Consider the following 21,614-nt stretch of genomic DNA (forward strand, 5'->3'; position numbering starts at 1 on the left):
ACCAAGCCGCGGCAGCGCTCAGGCGAAGTTGCCTTGCGTTTCGGTGGGGCTTGTGCGCTGCACGAGCAGCGCCGTCGCAGCCTCCACGGGCATCGGCCGGGCATACAGATAGCCCTGCACCTCATCGCAGCCATGGTCCTTGAGGAAATCGCGCTGCTCGGGGGTTTCCACGCCTTCGGCGATCACGCGCAGCTTCAGGCTCTTGGCCATGGCGATGACGGCCGAGGCGATGGCCTCGGCTTCCTCGTTGCCGTGCCTGCCCAGGTCCAGGATGAAGGAGCGGTCGATCTTGAGCTTGCTCACCGGAAAGCGGCGCAGGTAGCTCAGGCTGGAGTAGCCCGTGCCGAAGTCGTCGATGGCGATCTGGATGCCCATGTCTACCAGTTGGCGCAGGATATCCACCGCTGCGTCCATGTTGGCCATCAGCGTGCCTTCCGTCAGTTCCATCTCCAGCGCACCGGCGGGCAGGTCGAACTCCGAAAGGACACGGCCCACCTCGTGCAGGAAGTCAGGCGCCTGGAACTGCACCGCTGAGAGGTTCACGGCAATGGGCAGGGGCACCAGCCCCTCGCCGCGCCAGCGTGACCAGATGCGCGCCGCCTCGCGCAGCACCCAGGCGCCGATTTCCGCGATCATCCCCGAGGATTCGGCAATCGGGATGAAGCGCGCCGGGGACACCGGGCCCCGCGTCCGGTGCGTCCAGCGCAGCAAGGCCTCCATGCCCACGGGCTGGCCATGCGCCAGCGTGAACTGGGGCTGCAGGTGCAGCTCGAGGTCACCGACATCGATGGCCTGGCGCAGGTCCACCGCGAGCAGCATGTCATCGTAGGCCGAGGCGTTCATCTCGGGCGCATACAGGCGCCAGGTGTTGCGCCCCTGGGCCTTGGCGATGCGCATGGCGGCTTCGACGTTGTGCAGCAGTTCCTCCGCGGTGCGCGCATGCTCGGGGCTGCTCGCAATGCCAATGCTGGCAGTGGGGGACACCGGGTGCTCCTGCGCGCCCAGTCGGATGGGCGGTGCCAGCAGCGCACGCACCTGGCTGATCAGCAGTGCATGGGTGACGGGGTTGCCCGCCAGCACCAGCATGAATTCATCGCCCCCATAGCGGTACAGGCCCTTGAGGTCCGCGCTGAGCCCACGCAGGCGCTCGGCCACCTCGACCAGGAAAACATCGCCCTGCGCGTAGCCAAACGATTCGTTGACGCTCTTGAACCGGTCCAGATTGACCAGGGCCAGCGACAGGCTGTTGTGGGGCGCTGCACTCTGGACATTCAGCGCAGCGATGTACTGCGGCAGGTCCTGCTCAAGCCTGGCGCGATTGGGCAGCCTGGTCACGGGGTCGTGCACCGCCAGGTACTCGGCCTGGCTTTCGGCCTGTTTGAGGCGGGTCAGGTCCGTGAACAGATCCACATGCTGCTCCACCTGGCCATCGGCACCGCGGTGCGCGCAGACCAGCAGGCGCGCCGGGAAGACCGTGCCGTCCTTGCGGCGGATATGCATCTCGCCCTCCCAGAAGCCCTCGGCCTTGAGGATGGCGCGCGCACGCTCGACCCCTGCGGAGTCGAGCCCGGCATTGAGCAGCACCGTGGGCTGCCCCTGCAGATCCTCGAGCGTGTAGCCGGTGATCTTGGTGAGGTGGGGGTTGATCGAGACGACGCGCTTGTCACGGTCGCCGACCACGATGGCAGCAGCGGAGCGGTCGAAGAAGCTCGCGGCCACACGCAGCTGCGTTTCCACTTCGGCTTGGCGAGTGATGTCGCGGCCCATGCCCACGTAGTAGCGCATGCCCTCCGATTCGAAGCAGCCGACGGTGCCCTCCAACAGGAAGGTGCTGCCATCGGCGCGCAGCCGGGGAATGCGCACCTGTCGCGACTCGCCAGGCTGCATGGCCTCCAGGATCTCGGCCTGCTCCGCCGCCTGTTCCGGCGGCCGCAGGCGCTGCGCATTCATGCCGATGAGCTGCTCGCGCGGGTAGCCATACACGTCGACGCCCGCCTGGCTCACATCGAGGATGATGCCGTCGTTGTCGGTCAGGAAAAAGATGTCCGTCGAGCCACGCATCACCTGCTCATAGTGCCGACGCAGCCCCGCCTCGCGCGCAGCGTGGCGGTGGTGGTCGCCCCGGCGCCAGGCTGCGTAGAGCAGCGAGCCGAGGAGGAGGAGAACCACCACCCCGAGAACCAGGAGCTTGCTGCGGTCCTGCACCGCCGCATACACCGCCTTGTCAGGCATCAGGCTGAGCACCATCCACGACGGCAGCAGGATGTTCTCGCGCCGCGCCATCACCGCCACACCATGGCGGTTGAACCCCTGCACCACGGAAACACCGGGCTCGGTCAGCAGGGACTCGACCACGGGCCCGGGCCCGTCAAGGGGCTGCAGCCCGGGCCCGCCGGCCGGTGCAAGGATCTGCAGGCCCCGTGCATCGCGGTGCACCAGGATGGTTTCGCCACCCCAGTTCGGCAGCTTGGCCTTGGCCAGCGTATCCACCAGCCACTGGAGGTCCATTTCCATGTAAAGCACATGGCCCGTTCCCCGGGTGGTGTCGGCAATGCTGCGCGCCAGGGCCAGGCGCAGCCCTGCGCCATTCTCCGCAGGCAGCTCGATCCACCGCGGGTACGCACCCGTTCCAGCCTGCGCCACGCGGCTGCGTTGCTGCGCGTCCAGAGGGGCTCCGCTGCTGAACACCGCCCTGTCCGTACCCACATCGACGACCGCAATGCTCCGGTAGCCGTAGACGCGCCGGATGCCCTCGAGATGCTGCTGGATGAAGGGGGTGTACTCGGCGCGTTGCGCATCGCCCTGCCACCAGTGGTCGAGCGCCTTGACCAGCAGGGGATTGGAGCCGATGGCCTCGGCATCGCCAGAGCGCTCCGTGAGCCAGGTGTCCAGCGAATGGGCCGACAGTTCGGAGGTGACCCGCAGGGTCTCGGATGCAATCTGTTCGGCAGCCCGCTGACCCTGCAAATGCAGGGCAATCCCCAGCGCAATGACGCCAGCCACAAAGGCCGCAAAGGCCAATGGCACCGCCCAGCCAGGCAGCCAGGCGCCAGGTTGCGCACCATCGCGCGCGGGACTGCTCTCTGTGGCCATGGCCGAAAACCCTCGTGACCGGGAAAAGCGGCGTGGCCAGGACGTCGCCAGCCTTCCCCCCATTTCTTCAATGAACCCGTGCGACCCCCATCAGCCGCCCGAGCCCTGTGATCGGCCCATTTAGTCCGATTCACCCAGAGGTGTCAAGCGCCGCAAAATCAGTCCTGAACGATGGCCAGCATCCATTCCGGCAGGGCCACCGCCTTCTTCTGCGGAAAATCGACCCAGATCGTGGTAGCACCGCCAGCGGCATAAACCACGCCCGGCCGGTCCACCCGCTCCATGGTGCCCCAGGTCTCGAAGGTGGTGCGGCCCGGGTCGCTCACATAGAGCTTGAGCAGCACGTCGGCCGGGTACTCGAGCTGTTGGTAGAAGTTGCAAAAGGCGTTGACGATGACCGGCCCCTGGCCTGTGGGGTCGGGGTTGCAGCCCACGGACACCAGCCAGTCGATGCGCGCCGTCTCTAGATATCGAAAATACACGGTGTTGTTCACATGGCCCATGGCGTCCATGTCGCCCCAGCGCACGGGAAAGCGCATCTCGTGCACCAGCTTCTTCTTTTCGGGGATTTCAATCTTCATCGGTGTGCCTTGATGGAAGCGAGGATGCCCAGAGTGAACAGCACCACGGCCGCCCACTGTGCAGGCGAGGGCCAGCGCCCATCCCACGCGAACGAATATACGAGAGCGAACAAAGTTTCGCTCACGATGAGCTGCCCGCACAGGCTGGCGGACAACCGCTGGCTGGCGATGTTCCACAAGATGGTGGCCAGCCAGCTCGAACCAAAACCGAGCGCCAGGCACACGGCCACGAAGACCCCGAACCCCGGTTGCGCGGCCAGGGCGGGCAGGCTGGAGCCCCCTGCCAGCCACAACAGCAGGCCGACCAGCCCCGTGGCCACGCCCAGCCAGTTGGCCCAGTCGGTGGCGCGCACTTCGGGGTGGCGCTTGAGCCATGCGGAATTGAGGATGGCGAAGGCCGTCCAGAACACCAGCGCCACCAGCGCGATGGCGATGCCGCGCCAGTAGCTGCCGGCGCCGGATGCCGCTGCATCGCCGTGCGGAACCTCGGCCATCAGCGCGAGGCCGGCCACGGTGAGCACCAGCCCGGGCACCAGTGCGGCCCAGCGCAGGCCCTGGGGCTTGCCCAGCAGCATGACCCAGACCGGAATGGTGCCGATGATCAGCGCCGGCATCTCGGCCCCCGAATCGCGGATCGCCCAGACCAGCAGCAGGTAGTAGCCCGTGAAGCCCAGCACGGACAGCCACAGCGCCGCCCAGGCCTGGGCAAGGGTGGGTCGGCGCGGCTTGCCCTTGAGGCCCCACAGCAGCATGCTCACGGCCACTGCGCCGTAGGCCACGAAGCGGCCCGCCGTCAGGTCCACCGAGGCAAACGTGCCCGCCATGTAGGGCGCCACGAACACCAGCCCCCAGAGCGCGCCTGCAGCGAGCCCGGCCAGGATTCCGGTCAGCATCGGGTCAAGCGGCGCGGGCTACACCGCAAAGCCATCGTCCGCCGCAATCACGGCCCCGTTGATGAAGTGGCTCTGGTCGCTGGCCAGCATGATGATCAGCGCATCGAGGTCCTCGGGACTGCCCACGCGCTTGCGCGGCAGCATGTCGATGAGCTTGCGGCCCTGTTCGGTCTGCCAGTGGCGGTGGTTGATTTCGGTGTCGATGTAGCCCGGGCAGATGGCATTGGTGTTGATGCCAAAGCGCCCCCATTCCATGGCCATGGCCTTGGTCATCTGCACCACGGCGGCCTTGCTCATGCAGTAGGCGCCGATCTGCGGCAGCACCTTCAAGCCCGCCATGGAGGCGATGTTGATGATGCGCCCGCCGGTGAAGCTGCCCGGAGCCGCCCCGCGCGAGCGCGCCAGCATGCGCTTGCCCACCTCCTGTGCGACGAAGAAGGCGCCCTTGACGTTGGTGTCGAAGATGAAGTCGTAGTCCTGGGGCGTCACATCCTGTAGGCGCTGGGTGGTGCTCACGCCCGAGTTGTTCACCAGGATGTCGATGGAGCCCATCTCGGTCTCGGCATGGGCCACCGCCGCCTTGATCGACATGTGGTCAGTCACGTCCAGTTCGATCACGTGGGCGTCACCGCCCTCCCCCTCGATGCGGGCACGCAGCTCCTTGAGCTTTTCGACGCGGCGGCTGGCCAGCACCACCCCGGCTCCTGCGCGCGCGAGGGTCCGCGCGAACTGGGCGCCCAGCCCGCTGGACGCTCCGGTGATGAACGCCACGCGGCCGGATAGATCGATGCTGTATGCCATTTAGAGAGCCTCCACTGCAGAAAAAAGAACGGTCGTTCGATTGTCCGAAATCCATGAATACAATCAGTCTCCAGGCAGACAGGAACCAGGGTCCTGTCCGAAGACAATCCACACGATATCAAACGCCCGACGAGAAACCCATGACGAACGAAGAAATCCTCGCCCAGTATGGTCCCCGTGAAGCAATGGAATACGACGTGGTCGTAGTGGGCGGCGGCCCCGGCGGCATGGCCACCGCCATCCGGCTCAAGCAGATGGCAGCCATCCATGGCAAGGACATCTCCGTCGTGGTGCTCGAAAAAGGCTCCGAGCCCGGCGCGCACATCCTGTCGGGCGCCATCATGGATCCCAAGGCCCTGACCGAGCTGATCCCCGACTGGAAGGCCAAGGGCGCGCCCCTGAATCAGCCCGTGACCGACGACGCGATGGTCTTCCTGGGCGAGAAATCGTCCTTTCGCGTGCCCAACGTGTTTTTGCCCCACAATTTCCAGAACCACGGCAACTACGTGGTGCGCCTGGGCAACGTGGTCAAGTGGATGGGCGAGCAGGCCGAAGCCCTGGGCGTGGAGATCTTCCCGGGCTTTCCGGCCGCCGAAGTGCTCTACAACGACAACGGCTCCGTCAAGGGCGTGGCCACCGGCAACATGGGCATCGGCAAGGAAGGCGAGCCCACGGCCGACTTCCAGCTGGGCATGGAACTGCATGCCAAGTACACCATCTTCGCCGAAGGCTCGCGCGGCCACCTGGGCAAGCAGCTGATCTCGCGCTTCAAGCTCGACGCGCATTCCGACCCGCAAAGCTACGCCATCGGCATCAAGGAACTGTGGGAGATCGACCCGCAGCGCCACCAGCCCGGCTTCGTGATGCACACCGCCGGCTGGCCCATGGAGAACGACACCTACGGTGGCGCCTTCCTGTACCACCTGGACGACAACAAGGTCACGCTGGGCTTCATCACCGGCCTGGGCTACTCCAACCCCTACCTCAGCCCGTTCGAGGAATTCCAGCGCTGGAAGACGCATGCCAACATCCGCTGGTACCTGGAGGGCGACGAGTCCAAGGGCATCAAGCCGGCCAAGCGCATCAGCTACGGCGCGCGCGCCATCACGGCCGGCGGCCTGCTGAGCCTGCCCAAGACCATCTTCCCCGGCGGCGCACTGATCGGCTGCGACGCGGGCTACCTCAACGTGGGCCGCATCAAGGGCAGCCATGCCGCCATCAAGTCCGGCATGCTGGCCGCCGAGGCCGCCTACGACGCGGTGGTGGCCGGGCGCCAGCACGATGAACTGAGCGCCTACCCCGAGGCCTTCGAGAAGAGCTGGCTGCACACCGAGCTCAACAAGGACCGCAACTTCAAGAACTGGTTCAAGAAGGGCCTGGTCACCGCAACGATCATGAACGGCCTGGAGCAGTTCGTGCTCAAGGGCAATATCCCCTGGACGCTGCACCGCGACAAGCCCGACCATGTGCACCTCAAACCCGCGTCCGAGTGCAAGCCCATCATCTACCCCAAGCCCGATGGCAAGCTGACGTTTGACCGGCTCTCCAGCGTGTTCATCAGCAACACCAACCACGCCGAGAACCAGCCGGCCCACCTGACGCTCAAGGACGCCAGCGTGCCCGTGAACATCAACCTGGCCAAGTACGCCGGGCCCGAGGCGCGCTACTGCCCGGCCGCCGTGTACGAGTTCATCAAGACCGATGCGGGCGAGGACAAGCTGCAGATCAACGCGCAGAACTGCGTGCACTGCAAGACCTGCGACATCAAGGACCCCACGCAGAACATCGTCTGGGTGACGCCAGAAGGCGGCGGCGGCCCGAACTACTCGGGCATGTAAGAGCGGCCAACAAAACTCTTCTGGCGTCGTTGCCGCGTCTTGTCGTACTACTCGTACTGCCTGCGACGCAGCGCCTAGCCAGAACCGCTTCGCTGAGNCAAGCACGGGGGGCCTGCATTGCAGGCCCTTTTTCATGGCGCAGCGGATCGTAGTCACGCCATCGCGGCGCCTGCCGTCAACTGGAACTGCCCCATCGCACCCGCCAGGCGGTTGGCCTGGTCCTTGAGGCTCTGGGCCGCAGCGGCGCCTTCTTCCACCAGCGCGGCGTTCTGCTGGGTCATGTGGTCGAGCTGGTCCACGGCCTGGCTCACCTGGCCGATCTGGCTGCTCTGCTCGCTGCTGGCGGCGTTGATCTCGGACATCAGCGTGGTGACCTGCTGCACGCTGGTGACGATGTCCTGCATGGTTGAGCCGGCGGTGACCACCAGGCGCGCACCGTCACTCACCTTGTCGACACTGGTGGCGATCAGGGCCTTGATCTCCTTGGCGGCGTTGGCGCTGCGGCCCGCCAGGTTGCGCACCTCGCTGGCCACCACGGCAAAGCCCCGGCCCTGCTCGCCCGCACGGGCGGCCTCCACCGCGGCATTGAGTGCCAGGATATTGGTCTGGAAGGCAATGCCGTCGATGATGCCCACGATGTCGGCGATCTTCTTGCTGCTGGCGTTGATCTCGTCCATGGTCTTGACCACCTGGCCGACCACCTCGCCGCCCTTCTTCGCCACCTGGGCGGCGCTGTGGGCCAGGGTGTTGGCCTGGCGGGTGCTGTCGGCATTGGCGGCCACGGTCTGCGCCAGTTGGGCAATGCTGGCAGCCGTCTGCTGCAGGCTGCTGGCCGTGTGCTCGGTGCGTGCGCTCAGGTCGGTGTTGCCGGCCGCGACCTCGGAGCTGGCGACGTGGATGGATTCACCCGAATCGCGCACCTCGGTCACCACGTAGTGCAGCGATTCCACCATGCTGTTGAGCGCGGTGAGCAGCTCGCCGATCTCGTCGGTGCGGTCCGTGGCCATGCGCACCGTGAGGTCGCCCTGCGCCACCAGGGCCGCCGCGTCCGACGCCTGGCGCAGCGGCAGCACGATGGAGCGGCGCAGCAGCCAGCCGAACAGCGCCGACAGGCCCACCACGAAGGCCACGGCCAGCGCGCTGACCCACTGGGCACGCGAGGCATCGGCAATCATCGCATCGGCGGCCGCCACCGAGGACTTTTCGGATTCGGCCAGCAACTGGTCGATGGTTTTCAGGTACTGGGCCAGCGCTGCGGCATGCTCCTGCAGCTCCTTCTGGCTGATGACCTTGGATTCGAGTGCGTTCTGCACCAGGGTGTCGCGCAGGGCTGCGTACTGCTGGCGCTGCGTCTGGGTCTGCTTCCACGCGGGCACGGTGCTTGCAGCCGCAGCCGATGCCGCCAGCGCTTCGTCGATGCGCTTGCGCATGCCCTCCTCGGCGGCCAGTTGGGTGCGCATCTCGGCCACCAGGGGGAACACGTCGGTCGAGCTGGTGGCGCGCAGCGCGATCTGGCCGATGTGCACCGACTGGGTCTTCCACTCGCGCACCGAGCGCTCGATGGGCAACTGCTCCGCCGTGAGCAGCGTGGCTTGGCGCGTCGTGTCCTGGCCGGTGAGCCAGGTGGTGGAGCCCAGCAGCGCCACTGCCACGCCCAGCAGGCCAAAGGCCGCTGCCAGTTTCTGGCCCACGGTCAGGGTGCGCTTGCCGCGCGGGGACGGCGACGAAGACGGTTGGGATGCCGCCAGGGGTGCAGCAGCAGGAAAGGCCGTGACGGCGGGGTTGCGGATGGCACCGGCCGTGGCGGGAAGGTAGTTCATGGCTTTCTCCGTGGTGTTGCGTGTCTTTCGACCCATCGGGCGCGATGGGTAGGTATGCCCTTGCAATGCAATCCCTGTGCCAAAACGCGGGGACTGCACCGCAAACGTCAGGTGAGGCTCAGCCTGCAGCCACGCATTCGCCAAAGCCCCCGCCGCCGGGCGTGGAAATCTCGAACACGTCACCCGGCTCCATGAGCGCCGCGCCGATGTGCGCAAGGTCTTCCACCTGGCCGTTGGCACGCAGCACACGGTTGAGCCCGGTGCGCCCGGCCTGCCCGCCGGCCATGCCGAAGGCGGGCTTGACGCGGCCGTTGGACAGAATGCTCGCCGTCATCTGCTCCAGAAAGCGTACGCGGCGCACGCCCCCATTGCCCCCGGCCCAGCGGCCGCTGCCGCCCGAGCCCTCGCGGATCTCGTAGCTGTCGAGCACCACGGGGAATCGGAACTCCAGGATCTCGGGGTCCGTCAGGCGCGAGTTGGTCATGTGCGTCTGCACCACGCTCGTGCCGTCGAAGCCGCGCACCACCCGACCCTCCCCATTGAGCACCGCACCCGCACCACTGCCGCCCGCGATGGTCTCGTAGTACTGGTACTGCGCGTTGCCGAAGGTGAAGTTGTTCATCGTCGGCTGGCTGCCTGCCATGACACCGAGCGCACCGAACAGCGCATTGGTGATGCAGGTGGAGGTCTCCACATTGCCCGCTACCACCGAGGCCGGCGGGTTGGGGTTGAGCATGGAGCCCTGGGGGATGATGACCTGCAGGGGCTTCAAGCACCCGGCATTGAGCGGGATGTCGTCGTCCACCAGGGTGCGGAACACGTAGAGCACCGCCGCCATGCACACCGCGCGCGGGGCGTTGAAGTTGTTCACCTGCTGGGCGCTTGTGCCGGCAAAATCGATCACCGCACTGCGCTCGGCCACGTTGACCTTGACCGAAACGCTGATCTGCGCGCCATTGTCCAGCGGCAGGGTGAACTGGCCGTCCTTGAGGTGCGTGATGACGCGGCGCACCGATTCCTCGGCGTTGTCCTGCACGTGGCGCATATAGGCCTGCACGACATCGAGGCCGAACTGCTCCACCATCTTCGAGAGCTCCTGCACGCCCTTCTCGTTGGCGGCGATCTGCGCGCGCAGGTCGGCCAGGTTCTGGTGCGGGTTGCGGCTCGGGTACGGCGTGGTGCCGCCACCGGTGGCCAGCAGGTGGCGCACGGACTCCTCCTGCAACACACCGCGGTCCACCAGCTTGACGTTGTTGATCTGCACACCCTCTTCCTCGATGCGCGTCGAGAACGGGGGCATCGACCCTGGCGTGGTGCCGCCGATGTCGGCATGGTGGCCGCGCGAACCCACGTAGAAGGTGGGCTCCTTGCCGCCCGCCACGTACACCGGTGTGATCACGGTGACGTCCGGCAGGTGGGTGCCACCGTGGTAGGGGTCGTTGAGCATGTACACGTCGCCCGGCTGCATGCTGCCGGTGTTTTCGCGGATCACGGTCTTGATGCTCTCGCCCATGGACCCGAGGTGCACCGGCATGTGCGGCGCATTGGCGATCAGGTTGCCGGTGGCATCGAACAGCGCGCAGCTGAAATCCAGGCGCTCCTTGATGTTGACCGAGTAGGCCGTGTTCTGCAGCTGCAGGCCCATCTGCTCGGCGATGTTCATGAACAGGTTGTTGAAAACCTCCAGCAGCACCGGGTCCACCGTGGTGCCGGCGGCGTACTGCACGCTGCGCGCCGTGACACGGTCGAGCACCAGGTGGTCCAGGTCGGTCAGGCGGGCCAGCCAGCCGGGTTCGACCACGGTGGTGGTGTTCTTCTCGGCGATGATGGCAGGGCCGGGGATCACGTCGCCGGGTTGCAGGTCTTCGCGCACCACCAGGGCGGCATCGTGCCACTGGCTGCCAGAGTACATGCGCACGGTGTCGCGCCGTGGATGCACGCGCTCGGCATGCAGCGGCAGACGCGGCTCGTCCGGTGCGTCACCGGCGATCACGGCCTCGACCGATACCGCCTCGACCACCAGCGATTTGCCCACCATCAGGAAGGCGAAGCGCTGGCGATAGGCGGCCTCGAAGGCCGTCTGCACGGCCGCCATGTCGCCGAACGGCACCACGAGGGCCGAGTCCGTGCCCTCGTAGCGAACGTGCACGTTGTAGCGCACCTGCACCGGGTGCTGGCTGACCTGCTGGCGTTCCAGCTCGGCCTGGGCGGCTGCGCCCAGCGCATCCAGGCGCTCGGCGATCAGGGGCAGCGAGGCCTCGGCCAGCGGCAGCTCCACCGCCTGCTCTCGGATCACGGTCTGGTCGGCCAGGCCCATGCCGTAGGCGCTGAGCACACCGGCCAGCGGGTGCACGAACACGCGCGTCATGCCCAGGGCATCGGCCACCAGGCAGGCATGCTGGCCGCCTGCGCCGCCAAAGCACTGCAGGGTGTAGCGCGTCACGTCGTAGCCGCGCGCCACCGAGATCTTCTTGATCGCATTGGCCATCTGCTGCACGGCGATCTGGATGAAGCCCTCGGCCACCTCCTCGGGCTGGCGATTCGTCTGCAACGCCAGTTCCCCAAAGCGCGCACGCACGGCCTGCGCGTCCAGCGTCTCGTTGGCCGCAGGGCCGAACACGCTGGGGAAGTAGCCCGGCTGCACCTTGCCGACCATCACGTTGGCATCGGTCACGGCCAGCGGGCCGCCGCGGCGGTAGCTCACCGGGCCCGGGTTGGCGCCAGCGCTCTCCGGCCCCACGCGAAAGCGCGCACCGTCATAGCTCAGCACCGAGCCGCCGCCAGCGGCCACGGTGTGGATGCTCATCATCGGGGCGCGCATGCGCACGCCGGCCACGTGGGTCTCGAACTCGCGCTCGAATGCACCGGCGTAGTGGCTCACGTCGGTGGACGTGCCACCCATGTCGAAGCCGATCACGCGCTCCTGCCCGGCCAGGCCGGCCGTGCGCGCCATGCCCACAATGCCGCCGGCTGGCCCGGACAGGATGGCGTCCTTGCCCTGGAAGGTGTTGGCATCGGTGAGGCCGCCCGAGGACTGCATGAAGAACAGCTTGACCCCGGGCATCTCGCTGGCCACCTGCTCCACATAGCGGCGCAGGATGGGCGAGAGGTAGGCGTCCACCACCGTGGTGTCGCCCCGGCTCACGAACTTCATCATGGGGCTGGTCTCGTGCGAGGTGCTGATCTGCGTGAAGCCCACCTCCTTCGCGATGCGCTGGGCCGCCTGCTCGTGCTCCGTGTAGCGGTAACCGTGCATGAAGACGATGGCCACGCTGCGCAGGCCGCGCCCCCAAGCCGCCAGCAAGTCGCCGCGCAGGGTGGCTTCGTCCAGCGGCTGCATCACGTTGCCGTGCGCACCGGTACGCTCGCGGGCTTCGATCACCTCGGTGTACAGCAGCTCGGGCAGCACGATGTGGCGGTCGAACAAGCGTGGACGGTTTTGGTAGGCGATGCGCAGCGCATCGCGAAAGCCGCGCGTGGTGACCAGCAGCGTGGGCTCGCCCTTGCGTTCGAGCAGCGCATTGGTGGCCACTGTGGTGCCCATCTTCACGCATTCCACCAGGGCCGGCGTCACCGCTTCACCGGGTGCCAGGCCCAGCAGGTGGCGGATGCCGGCCACGGCCGCATCCTTGTACTGCTCGGGGTTCTCGGAAAGGAGCTTGTGCGTGACCAGCGTGCCGTCGGGGCGCTTGCCGACGATGTCGGTGAAGGTGCCGCCCCGGTCGATCCAGAACTGCCAGCGGGGAATCTGTACTTGGGGTGTCATTGAGGTCATGGTGGTTTCGATGGGATAGAAATGGGGTGAAATCCGCGTCAGGCCAACGCTGCGCTGGCAGGGGCCAGGCGCTGCATCACCTGGCGCAGGGCCGGAATGGGGGGTACGGTTGCCAAGGCCTGGTCCAGGGGGCACCAGGGCCCGCCGAGCGCCGTGGCCCAGGCCATCACGGGCAGGATGTCGGCAGGCGGCAGGGTCTGCATCGCCTCGATCACGATGCGCAGCTCCTGCGCCAGCCGGTTGCCGGGCGCAAAGCGCCAGTGGTAGTGGCCGCAGCCCACGCGCACGGCGCGGCTGTCCTTCTCGGTCATGAGCACGAGCCAGTCGCAATGGAAGTCGGCGCTGTCCGGATGGGGTGGTGCTGACAGGCAGAAGGTGTAGACGTTCTCGAAGCTGCGGTTGAAATTGCGCACCAGGGTCTCTGCAATCGCCTCGCGCCCCTGGGCCGAGGGCGGGAAGACCATGCCGCCCTGGCGCATCTCCATCTGCAGCAGCGCGCCGCCGGCAAAGGCCTGGGCGATCAGGTGCGGGCGGTTGCCGTCCTTGGCGCGCAGGTACATCTCGATGGTGTCGGTGGGGGTGTGCATGGTGCTTCTCCTGGAATGGGGTTGGGAAAGCTCAGCGCTGCGTGTAGTACGGGATGAAGATCTGGTTGGCCTCGCCCCCCACGGAGCGCACCCACTCGCGTGAGAAGCGCTCGCCCAGGCGCTTGAGTTCGGTGTCGAGCTCGGCGGAGGCGCGGTCCACCTTGATGCCCTTGCGCTGTAGCTCGCCCACCGATTCGTCGGCCACGGCCTGGCTCATGGCCCAGCCGCGCGCCTCGGCCTCGCTGGCGGCCGTCGTCACCGCCTGGCGCACCGCAGGCGGCAGCGCCTCGAAAGCCTGCAGGTTCACGAACACGATGTTCTTGGGGAACCAGGCATTGATGCCGTAGTAGTGCCGGATCTGGCCCCAGACCTGGTTCTCGACTCCCGTGAGGGCCGAGGTGATCATGGAGTCGAGCTGGCCCGCAGACAGGGCCCTGTTGACCTCGACCATGGGCACGTCCACCGTGGTGGCGCCCAACATCTCGGCAATGCGCACGGTGGCCGGGTTGTAGGTGCGCATGCGGGTGCCCTTGAAATCGGCCGACGAGCGCACGGGTGTAATCGAGAACAGCCCCTGCGGCGGCCAGGGCACGGCATACAGGGCCTTGAGCCCCTTGCGGGCGAAGTGCCCCTCGATAAGGGGGCGCTGCAGGTCCCACATGCGCCGTGCGTCCGCGTAGCTGCGCACCACGAACGGAATCGCGTCGGCACCGGCGATCGGCATGCCCTTCACCAGGCTGGTCATGATGGTCTCGCCCGCCTGGGCCTTGCCCTCCTGCACCGCCTGGGGAATGTCGCCGAGCTTGAACAGGGCGTTGTTGGCGTGCACCTCGATGCGCAGGGCGCCCGAGGAGGCACGCTCCACGTCCTGCGCAAACTGCACCACGTTGCGTGTGTGGAACGACTCGGCGCGGTAGCCGGTGGCCAGTTTCCACTGCGTCTGGGCGTGCACCATCGGGGCCACGGTAAACGCAGCCAGCAAGAAAGCTCTGATCATGATCTGCTCCAGCAAGGGAAATGGACGACAGGCGTTGCAGGCTCGTGCGCTTCAACCCTGCATTCGGTTGGGCAGCCAAAGGACGATGTCAGGCACGAAATACGTGGCAATGACCGCCGCGATCATCAGCATGAACAGCGGCAAGGCCGTGCGGGCGATCCACATGATTTCCCGCCGCGTGAGCCCCTGTATGACGAACAGGTTGAAGCCCACTGGCGGCGTGATCTGCGCCATCTCCACCACCAGCACGATGAAGATGCCGAACCAGATCAGATCGAAGCCCGCAGCCTCCACCGTGGGCAGCAGCACGGCGATGGTCAGCACCACCATCGAGATGCCATCCAGGAAGCAGCCCAGTGCGATGAAGAACACGATGAGCAGCAGCATCAGCGAGAACGGAGCCAGGTGCAGCGACCCGATGAACTCCGCCAGGTGCCGAGGCAGGCCGATGAAGCCCATCGCCAGCGTGAGGAACGCGGCGCCGGCGAGGATCAGGCCGATCATGCAGTACACGCGGCAGGCGGCCACCAGACCTTCCTTGAACAGCGTCCAGTTCAGCGAACCCTCGATCCGGGCCAGGAGCAGTGCTCCGCCCACTCCCAATGCCGCAGCCTCAGTGGCGGTGGCGATGCCGCTGTAGATTGCACCCAGCACCAGGGCGATCAGGGAGACCACCGGAATCAGGTGGCGCGAGGCGTACACCATCTGCGGGAAACTCATCTTCACGTCGGGCGCGGGAACCTTGTCCTTGTTGAGCAGGCCCCAGACGATGATGTAGCCCATGAACAGCGCCGCCAGCATCAGCCCCGGAATCACGCCGGCCAGGAACAGCTTGGAGATGGACACGTTGGCAGCGACTCCATACACGATCATGATGATCGAAGGAGGAATCAGCAGCCCCAGCGTACCCGCACCGGCCAGGGTGCCCACCGAGATGTCGTCGGGGTAGCCCCGCTTCTTGAGCTCGGGCAGCGTCATCTTGCCGATGGTGGCGCAAGTGGCTGCGGACGACCCGGAGATGGCGGCGAAGATGGTGCAGCCCACCACGTTCACGTGCAACAGGCGGCCCGGCAGTCGCTCCAGCCAGGGAGCCAGGCCCTTGAACATGTCGCTGGACAGCTTGCTGCGAAACAGGATCTCGCCCATCCACAGAAAGAGCGGCAACGCGGTCAGCGTCCAGCTGGAGGTCGAGCCCCAGATGGTCAGCATCATGCTGTCGCCCACGGGGCGGCTCGTGAAGAACTCCATGCCCAGCAGCGCCACCGCCAGCAGTGACAGCCCGATCCACAGACCTGATCCAAGCACTGCGAACAGCACCACGATCAGTCCGAATGCAATGATGACATCCATGATTTTCTACTTTGATGGTTATTCGGACCGAGCGGTCTCGCTCACTGCGATGAGGTTCTCGCCGCGGGCCCTAAGGATGAGGGCATGGGCGAATGCGACGGCAAAGCCGATGCTGCCCACGGCCATGCTGATCTGGGGAATCCACAGCGGCGAGGCGTCAGCTGCGGGGGAAATATCGTGCGTAGCGTAGGAAATCCAGACAGAACGGGCTGCATACCAGGCCACATAGACCGTCAGCACGAGCGCGGCAATCAGGCAGAACCATTCAAAGGCCGAACGCCAGCGCGCTGGCAGGCGGTCGAGCAGCAAGGTGACACGGATGTGGTCGCCGTTTTGCAAGGTGCCGGGCAGTGCAAAGAACAAGGCTGCGGCAATCGCGTAGCCCGCATAGGCGTCCAGGCCCTGGATCTCGATGAACGACACCTGGCGTGACAGAACGCCCAGCATCACGATGAGGAACGCAGCCACCATCGATACGCAGGAAAGGCCGGTAAGCAAGCGGTAGAAATTTCGGACGAACTGGTCCATGGCGATCTCCCGGAGGTCGCTGACAAAAAAGAAGGGGATGGCAGGGTGGTGGCCGGGCCGCAGGGGTCGGCACCCTGGTAACCGCCCGCGAGTGGCCTCGCGGGCAGTTGCGCGAGCGCGCCTTACTTGCGGTAGGCGTCGATGATGGCCTTGCCTTCAGGCCCGGCGGACTTGATCCATTCTTCCGTCATCGTGTTCCCGATCGAGGCGAACTCCTTCTTGAGGGCATCCGATGGCTCGGCAATCGTCATGCCCTTGGCGCCCAGTTCCTTGAGGAACTCCTTATCCAGGCGCTCGCTGGCTTCCCAGCCGCGCTTTTCTGCCGCAGCAGCGGCCTTGAGCACGGCGTCCTGGGTGGCCTTGTCCAGGCTGTCAAAGGCCTTCTGGTTGACCACCGTGGCATTGCGCGGCTGCCATGCGGCCACGGGGTAGAAGTACTTGACCTGCTCATACAGCTTGCTCTCGACACCGCTGGCCGTGGAGGTGAGGAAGTTGTTCACCGTGTTGGTGGCCAGCGCCTGGCCGAGTTCCGTGAGCTGGATGGTGACCGGCTGGGCCTTGAGCAATTGCGCGATGCGCGTCGTTGCCGGGCTGAAGGAACGCATCTTCGTACCGGCCAGATCGGCAGGGCTCTGCACCGGCTTGGTGGAGTACAGCGACTGCCCAGGCCATGGCACACTGAACAGCAGCTTCATGCCCTGCGAAGCCAGCAGCTTTTCCTGCGCGGGCTTGGCCACCTGGTACAGCTTCAGGGACTCGGCGTACGACTTGGTCAGGAAGGGGATAGAGTCGACCCCGTACAAGGGGTTTTCGTTGGCCGCACCCGAAAGGATGAACTCCGCTGAAGGCACCTGCCCGGTTTGCACGGCGCGCTTGAGTTCGTTGGCCTTGTAGAGCGATCCGCCGGGGTGCAGCGTGATCTTCAGCTTGCCAGCGGTCAGCTCATCCACCTCCTTGGCAAACTGCTGGACGTTGACCGTCTGGAAGGTGTTGGCGCTGTAGCCGGTTGGCAGGTCCCATTTGACTTGCGCATGGGCACCTGCAGCACAGACGGTGATGGCGGCGAGGGCGATGGCGATGCGTTTCATGGTGGAGGCTCCTTGAGGTTAAAAGCTGGCAAGTTGGTGGTTCAAGAGGTCGGAAATCAGCATGCAGCCCGGGGCATGCGTGATGCAGAACGCCGGCTGGGCGTGCAGGATGGCGGACTGGGGCGTGACACCGCAGGCCCAGAAGACGGGGATCTCGCCAGGCATCAGCGCCACGGCGTCGCCGTAATCGGGCTTCGACAGATCGGCAATGCCGATCAGGGACGGATCGCCGATGTGCACGGGTGCGCCGTGCACATTGGGAAAGCGCGAGGTCACCTGCACCGCACGGATCACGTCGGCCGCTGGCATGGGGCGCATGGTCACCACCATCGGGCCGCCGAAGGGGCCTGCGGTCTCGGTCTGCACATTGGTGCGGAACATGGCAACGTTCTTGCCTTCATCGATGTGGCGCAGGCGGATGCCAGCCTCGATCAGTGCGGATTCAAACGAGAACGAGCAACCCAGGATGAAGGTCACCAGGTCGGGGCGCCAGAACGCAGCAATGTCCGTCACCTCTTCGGCCATCTCGCCATGGCGCCATACGCGGTACAGCGGCACGTCGCTGCGGATGTCGATGCCCTCGCCCAGCGAGGGCAACGCGAACTGGCCGGGCTCGCTCACTGCCAGCACCGGGCAGGGCTTGGGGTTGCGCTGGCAAAAGCGCAGGAAGTCGCCCGCCTGCACCTCGGGCAGGATGACCAGATTGCCCTGCACATGGCCATCGGCCAGGCCGCTGGTGTGCGAGGTCCACAGGCCCTGGCGAATCACGCTGCGTACATGCGCGGCGTTACTGCTGCCTGCTGAACCAAAGACCTCGGGAGTGTTGTTGTGTGTGGAGTCCACCGTGGCTTCCTTGCGTTGCGAAATGTCAGATGCATGACGATGGATGGATTGTGTTGGCGGTCCACTGCCACTGGCAAATTCAAAAAATTTCTCTTAGTTCATCGATTTTTTCGATGCACTACGCTGGAGCACACTTCACCCAACTTGGTGCTAAGTGGAAACCCTAGGGATTGAGAAGACCAGCCATTCGGCCACGTCGGCACGAGAAAACGCCACGTGCAGACAGCGCTCCACAGCGGGGATGGAGGGGAACAGCGACGGGCGCGCGGATGCGCTTTCGCACCTCCATGGCGCAGGTCCGCAGGCTTGCATGCGGTGGCCGGGCTGCACCAACAACAGGCATGCCCGGACCGCAGCGGCTGCCGGGGGCCTGTCTGACGCCTGCAAATGGGTGGCCAACTGCCACGCAGCAGCCATACAGGCCTGCAAAGGCGCAGCGCCCGGCACACTCCGTCAGCCAGATTTCAGCTTTTGGCGCGGCCCTTGGTGCGCTCGGCCTGCAGTTCGACAAAGGCCAGGGCGGAACGCACCACGCCTTCCACAGCCGGGGAAGACGGGTCTTCGCGGTAGCTCAGGTGGATGGGCAGCGGCCGCAGCTCGGCCTCGCAGGCCAGCGGGCGCAGGTCGGGAAAGGCCAGCAGCCGCTGCACGGCCTGGCGCGGCAGCGTGGCCACGCCAAAGCCGCCCTGCACCAGTTGCACCATGGCCGAGATGGAGGAGATGGTGTGCACGCAGCGTGGCTCCACCTGCGCCTGGCGCAGCACATCGAGCAGGGTCACGTGCGGCTGCGAGCCACGCTGGAAGGTCAGGATGTCGGTCTCGGCGAAATCCGCGAGCGCATAGCGCCGCTTGCGGTGCAGGGTGCTGTTACCCACGAAGACCATTTCCATGGGCGTGAGCGCCTGCGTGCGTATGCCCTCGGCCGACGCGGGTAGCGCGGCGAACACCGTGTCCAGCGCGCCGCGGCGGATCTGATCGAGCAGCACGGGCGTCGTCTCCACCGTGAGTTCAAGCTCCAACAGCGGGTTGTCCTTGCGCAGTTGCTCGATCCACGGGATCAGCCAGGAGTGCAGCACCGATTCGATGGCACCCAGGCGGATCGAGACCTCCATGGGCCCGCCCGACCCCATCTCGGCCTTGAGCTGGCGCTGCAGTTCCAGCATGCGCTTGGCGTAGGTCAGAAAGCGCGTGCCCGCCACCGTGAGCTTGAAGCGCTTGTCGCTGCGGTCGAGCAGCAGCACGCCGAGCTCCTCCTCCAGCGCGGCCACGCGGCTGGACATGGCCGACTGGGTGAGGAACAGCTTTTCGGCCGCGCGCGTCACGCTGCGCAGGGAGGCTACCCAGTAGAAGGCTTCGACGAAACGCAGGTTCATGGTTTTTCCGTGGGGCAGCAGCGCCAGGATTGTGCGCCTGCCAGCGAGCTGCGGAGCACCGAACGTGCCAGTGGCGCTGCGGCCGGCCCTATTCGGCGAACAACGGCAGGTCGGCCTTCTTGAGCGTGCGCAGCACGAAGCTCGAACGGCTGTGGCGTATGCCCTTGATCTTGTAGAGCTTCTCGCGCAGCAGGCGCTCGTAGTCGCGCGTGTCCTTGACCACCACGCGCAGCAGGTAGTCGTAGTCGCCCGAGACGAGATGCGCCTCGATCACCTCGGGGATGCTGGCCAGCGTCTCGCCGAATTTTTCGAGCGTGTTGTCCGAGTGGCTGTCGAGCGTGACCTGCACCAGAACCGTGTCGGACAGGCCCAGAGCCTGCGGATTGAGCCGCACGGTGTAGCCCTGGATGACGCCAGCCTCCTCCATCTTCTTGATGCGGCCCCAGCAGGGTGAGGGGCTCAGGCCCACGGCCTGGCCAATTTCCTGCAGGCTGGCGCGCGCGTCACCCTGCAGCACAGCGAGAATTTTTCTGTCGAGACGGTCCATGGCTGCAATTATTCATGAATTTCTATATTTGCAGCAAATTTTTCTGCAAAATCTCCAATTTAAAAGAAAATTAGAAGGAACTGCTGCCCTCTGCAGGGCATACTTTGGACATCAAGGCGCTCTTACCGGAGCGCACAAACTGACAGGGCCCCGGACTGGTTACCGCCAGACCGGGGCACTTGGCAAGCAGGGGCACAACCAGCCCCGCACCCCCTGCACCCCTACCCTTTTGCGCATCCTTTGTCACTCCCTGTCGCCCTGGCGACCAGGCACGGGCATTGTCTGTTCGTACGCACACTTACCAGCACAAACCCCGATGCCCCCAGCCATGCTGCAACGCCATAATTTGGCACTGGCGTGGAGTGGATGCTCCATTGCTTGCGAGGGGACATGGCACCCTCGCAGTCAGCCCAAAAATCAACAGGAGACACCATGCAATTGACCAGACTCGTCGTCGGCCTGAGCCTCGCGCTCGGCTTTGTGGCCACCGCTGCTGCGCAGACCACCATGCGCATCAGCATTTCGACGGCGCAGAACTCCCACCAGGGCGTGGCCATCGATACGTTTGCCAAGGAAGTCGAAAAGCGCACGGGCGGCCGCTACAAGGTGCAGACCTTCTACAACGGTGCACTGGGCGGCGAGCGCGAGTCGATCGAGGCGGTGCAATTGGGCACGCAGGAGCTGGCTTTCAGCTCCACCGGCCCCATCCCGAATTTCGTGCCCGAAACCAAAATCCTGGACGTGCCCTTCCTGTTCCGCGACAAGGCCCATGCCCGCGCCGTGCTCGATGGTCCCATCGGCCAGGAGATGCTGACCAAGTTCGACAGCAAGGGCTTCAAGGCCCTGGCCTGGGCAGAGAACGGCTTTCGCCACATGACCAACAGCAAGCGCGATGTGAAGGAGCCAGGCGACCTCAAGGGCCTGAAGATGCGCACCATGGAGAACCCCGTGCACATCGCGGCCTACAAGGGCTTTGGCATCATCACCACGCCCATGGCCTTCCCGGAAGTCTTCACGGCCCTGCAGCAAGGCACCGTGGACGGCCAGGAGAATCCCCTGCCGGTCATCATCTCGGCCAAGTTCGACCAGGTGCAAAAGCACCTGACGCTGACGGGCCACGTCTACTCGCCCTGCATCTTCGTGATGAACAAGGCCTCGTTCGACAAGCTCAGCGCGGCGGACAAGCAGGCCTTCCTCGACGCCGCCAAGGAAGGCACCAAGGCCAACCGCGCCCGCGTCGATGAAGACGATGCCAAGGGTGTGGCCGACCTGCGTGCCAAGGGCATGACGGTGATCGACAATGTGGACAAGGCCAAGTTCGTCGCCGCACTGGCCCCGGTGAATGCCGAGTTCGAAAAGCAGTTTGGCAAGGCCACGCTCGACAAGATCCGCGACGTGAAGTAATCCTGCGCGCTGCGCACCCCGGAACCAAACGCCCGTAGCACCCTTGCTACCGGGCGTTTGGTTCTTGCCTTTTACCGACCCACTATTTCCTGTGGT

At 65.6% G+C, this 21,614-nt stretch carries 16 protein-coding genes; 2 read left to right on the forward strand and 14 right to left on the reverse strand.

All coding sequences use genetic code 11. The annotated features are described in order from the left end of the window. Positions 1 to 18: 18 nt before the first annotated feature. The 4 genes from ASE28_RS30800 to ASE28_RS30815 form a co-directional block, all read right to left on the reverse strand. The gene (locus ASE28_RS30800) at positions 19 to 3,093 is read right to left on the reverse strand and encodes an EAL domain-containing protein (RefSeq protein WP_057269779.1); all 3,075 of its coding nucleotides are present in this window, start codon (positions 3,091 to 3,093) and stop codon (positions 19 to 21) included. Between the two features lie 158 nt (positions 3,094 to 3,251). Continuing rightward, entirely contained in the window at positions 3,252 to 3,674 is a 423-nt protein-coding gene (locus ASE28_RS30805; RefSeq protein WP_057269780.1) for a thioesterase family protein, read from the reverse strand. After that, positions 3,671 to 4,567 carry a DMT family transporter gene (locus ASE28_RS30810; protein WP_057269781.1) on the reverse strand — a complete coding sequence of 299 codons (897 nt, stop codon included), beginning with the start codon at positions 4,565 to 4,567 and terminating at the stop codon, positions 3,671 to 3,673. The genes ASE28_RS30805 and ASE28_RS30810 overlap by 4 nt, the downstream gene beginning before the upstream one ends. Before the next feature lie 18 nt (positions 4,568 to 4,585). Further along, a complete protein-coding gene (locus tag ASE28_RS30815) occupies positions 4,586 to 5,368 on the reverse strand; it encodes an SDR family oxidoreductase (protein ID WP_057206117.1) in 783 nt (260 codons plus the stop codon). Positions 5,369 to 5,508: 140 nt separating this feature from the next. Here ASE28_RS30815 and ASE28_RS30820 point away from each other — a divergent pair, with 140 nt between their 5' ends. Then, positions 5,509 to 7,206: an electron transfer flavoprotein-ubiquinone oxidoreductase gene (locus tag ASE28_RS30820; RefSeq protein ID WP_057269782.1), complete on the forward strand. Its 1,698-nt coding sequence runs from the start codon at positions 5,509 to 5,511 to the stop codon at positions 7,204 to 7,206. A gap of 152 nt (positions 7,207 to 7,358) precedes the next feature. On the opposite strand, the gene ASE28_RS30825 is transcribed toward ASE28_RS30820, so the two are convergent. From ASE28_RS30825 to ASE28_RS30870, 10 genes are all read right to left on the reverse strand, one after another. After that, positions 7,359 to 9,026 carry a methyl-accepting chemotaxis protein gene (locus ASE28_RS30825; RefSeq protein ID WP_057269783.1) on the reverse strand — a complete coding sequence of 556 codons (1,668 nt, stop codon included), beginning with the start codon at positions 9,024 to 9,026 and terminating at the stop codon, positions 7,359 to 7,361. 118 nt (positions 9,027 to 9,144) lie between these two features. Then, a complete protein-coding gene (locus ASE28_RS30830) occupies positions 9,145 to 12,801 on the reverse strand; it encodes a hydantoinase B/oxoprolinase family protein (protein WP_082608325.1) in 3,657 nt (1,218 codons plus the stop codon). 38 nt (positions 12,802 to 12,839) lie between these two features. Further along, a complete protein-coding gene (locus tag ASE28_RS30835; RefSeq protein ID WP_057269785.1) occupies positions 12,840 to 13,388 on the reverse strand; it encodes a hypothetical protein in 549 nt (182 codons plus the stop codon). 31 nt (positions 13,389 to 13,419) lie between these two features. Then, the gene (locus tag ASE28_RS30840) at positions 13,420 to 14,385 is read right to left on the reverse strand and encodes a TRAP transporter substrate-binding protein (RefSeq protein ID WP_057269819.1); all 966 of its coding nucleotides are present in this window, start codon (positions 14,383 to 14,385) and stop codon (positions 13,420 to 13,422) included. Between the two features lie 51 nt (positions 14,386 to 14,436). Then, positions 14,437 to 15,738 (reverse strand): TRAP transporter large permease, encoded by a 1,302-nt coding sequence (locus tag ASE28_RS30845; RefSeq protein ID WP_057269786.1) that lies wholly within the window; start codon positions 15,736 to 15,738, stop codon positions 14,437 to 14,439. A 15-nt stretch (positions 15,739 to 15,753) separates the two neighbouring features. Beyond that, the gene (locus tag ASE28_RS30850; protein WP_082608326.1) at positions 15,754 to 16,263 is read right to left on the reverse strand and encodes a TRAP transporter small permease; all 510 of its coding nucleotides are present in this window, start codon (positions 16,261 to 16,263) and stop codon (positions 15,754 to 15,756) included. A gap of 122 nt (positions 16,264 to 16,385) precedes the next feature. Beyond that, a complete protein-coding gene (locus ASE28_RS30855; RefSeq protein ID WP_057269788.1) occupies positions 16,386 to 17,351 on the reverse strand; it encodes a TRAP transporter substrate-binding protein in 966 nt (321 codons plus the stop codon). 18 nt (positions 17,352 to 17,369) lie between these two features. Beyond that, positions 17,370 to 18,194 carry a putative hydro-lyase gene (locus ASE28_RS30860; RefSeq protein ID WP_057269789.1) on the reverse strand — a complete coding sequence of 275 codons (825 nt, stop codon included), beginning with the start codon at positions 18,192 to 18,194 and terminating at the stop codon, positions 17,370 to 17,372. Between the two features lie 464 nt (positions 18,195 to 18,658). Then, positions 18,659 to 19,567 carry a LysR family transcriptional regulator gene (locus ASE28_RS30865; RefSeq protein ID WP_057269790.1) on the reverse strand — a complete coding sequence of 303 codons (909 nt, stop codon included), beginning with the start codon at positions 19,565 to 19,567 and terminating at the stop codon, positions 18,659 to 18,661. A gap of 88 nt (positions 19,568 to 19,655) precedes the next feature. Next, positions 19,656 to 20,114, reverse strand: a complete 459-nt coding sequence (locus ASE28_RS30870; RefSeq protein WP_007860247.1) for an Lrp/AsnC family transcriptional regulator — start codon at positions 20,112 to 20,114, stop codon at positions 19,656 to 19,658. A gap of 432 nt (positions 20,115 to 20,546) precedes the next feature. Here ASE28_RS30870 and ASE28_RS30875 point away from each other — a divergent pair, with 432 nt between their 5' ends. Then, positions 20,547 to 21,518: a TRAP transporter substrate-binding protein gene (locus ASE28_RS30875; RefSeq protein ID WP_057206097.1), complete on the forward strand. Its 972-nt coding sequence runs from the start codon at positions 20,547 to 20,549 to the stop codon at positions 21,516 to 21,518. The last annotated feature ends 96 nt before the right edge of the window (positions 21,519 to 21,614 follow it).

Origin of the sequence: Acidovorax sp. Root219 (genome assembly GCF_001428665.1) — a bacterium.
Taxonomy (GTDB): Bacteria; Pseudomonadota; Gammaproteobacteria; order Burkholderiales; family Burkholderiaceae_C; genus Acidovorax.

Bases quoted from the DNA above. Each gene is read 5' to 3' on its own strand.
- ASE28_RS30875 (WP_057206097.1), top strand. From the start codon at position 20,547: ATGCAATTGACCAGACTCGTCGTCGGCCTGAGCCTCGCGCTCGGCTTT.
- ASE28_RS30870 (WP_007860247.1), bottom strand. From the start codon at position 20,114: ATGGACCGTCTCGACAGAAAAATTCTCGCTGTGCTGCAGGGTGACGCG.
- ASE28_RS30835 (WP_057269785.1), bottom strand. From the start codon at position 13,388: ATGCACACCCCCACCGACACCATCGAGATGTACCTGCGCGCCAAGGAC.
- ASE28_RS30815 (WP_057206117.1), bottom strand. From the start codon at position 5,368: ATGGCATACAGCATCGATCTATCCGGCCGCGTGGCGTTCATCACCGGA.
- ASE28_RS30810 (WP_057269781.1), bottom strand. From the start codon at position 4,567: ATGCTGACCGGAATCCTGGCCGGGCTCGCTGCAGGCGCGCTCTGGGGG.
- ASE28_RS30855 (WP_057269788.1), bottom strand. From the start codon at position 17,351: ATGAAACGCATCGCCATCGCCCTCGCCGCCATCACCGTCTGTGCTGCA.
- ASE28_RS30805 (WP_057269780.1), bottom strand. From the start codon at position 3,674: ATGAAGATTGAAATCCCCGAAAAGAAGAAGCTGGTGCACGAGATGCGC.
- ASE28_RS30850 (WP_082608326.1), bottom strand. From the start codon at position 16,263: ATGGACCAGTTCGTCCGAAATTTCTACCGCTTGCTTACCGGCCTTTCC.
- ASE28_RS30800 (WP_057269779.1), bottom strand. From the start codon at position 3,093: ATGGCCACAGAGAGCAGTCCCGCGCGCGATGGTGCGCAACCTGGCGCC.
- ASE28_RS30825 (WP_057269783.1), bottom strand. From the start codon at position 9,026: ATGAACTACCTTCCCGCCACGGCCGGTGCCATCCGCAACCCCGCCGTC.
- ASE28_RS30840 (WP_057269819.1), bottom strand. From the start codon at position 14,385: ATGATCAGAGCTTTCTTGCTGGCTGCGTTTACCGTGGCCCCGATGGTG.
- ASE28_RS30830 (WP_082608325.1), bottom strand. From the start codon at position 12,801: ATGACCTCAATGACACCCCAAGTACAGATTCCCCGCTGGCAGTTCTGG.
- ASE28_RS30865 (WP_057269790.1), bottom strand. From the start codon at position 19,567: ATGAACCTGCGTTTCGTCGAAGCCTTCTACTGGGTAGCCTCCCTGCGC.
- ASE28_RS30820 (WP_057269782.1), top strand. From the start codon at position 5,509: ATGACGAACGAAGAAATCCTCGCCCAGTATGGTCCCCGTGAAGCAATG.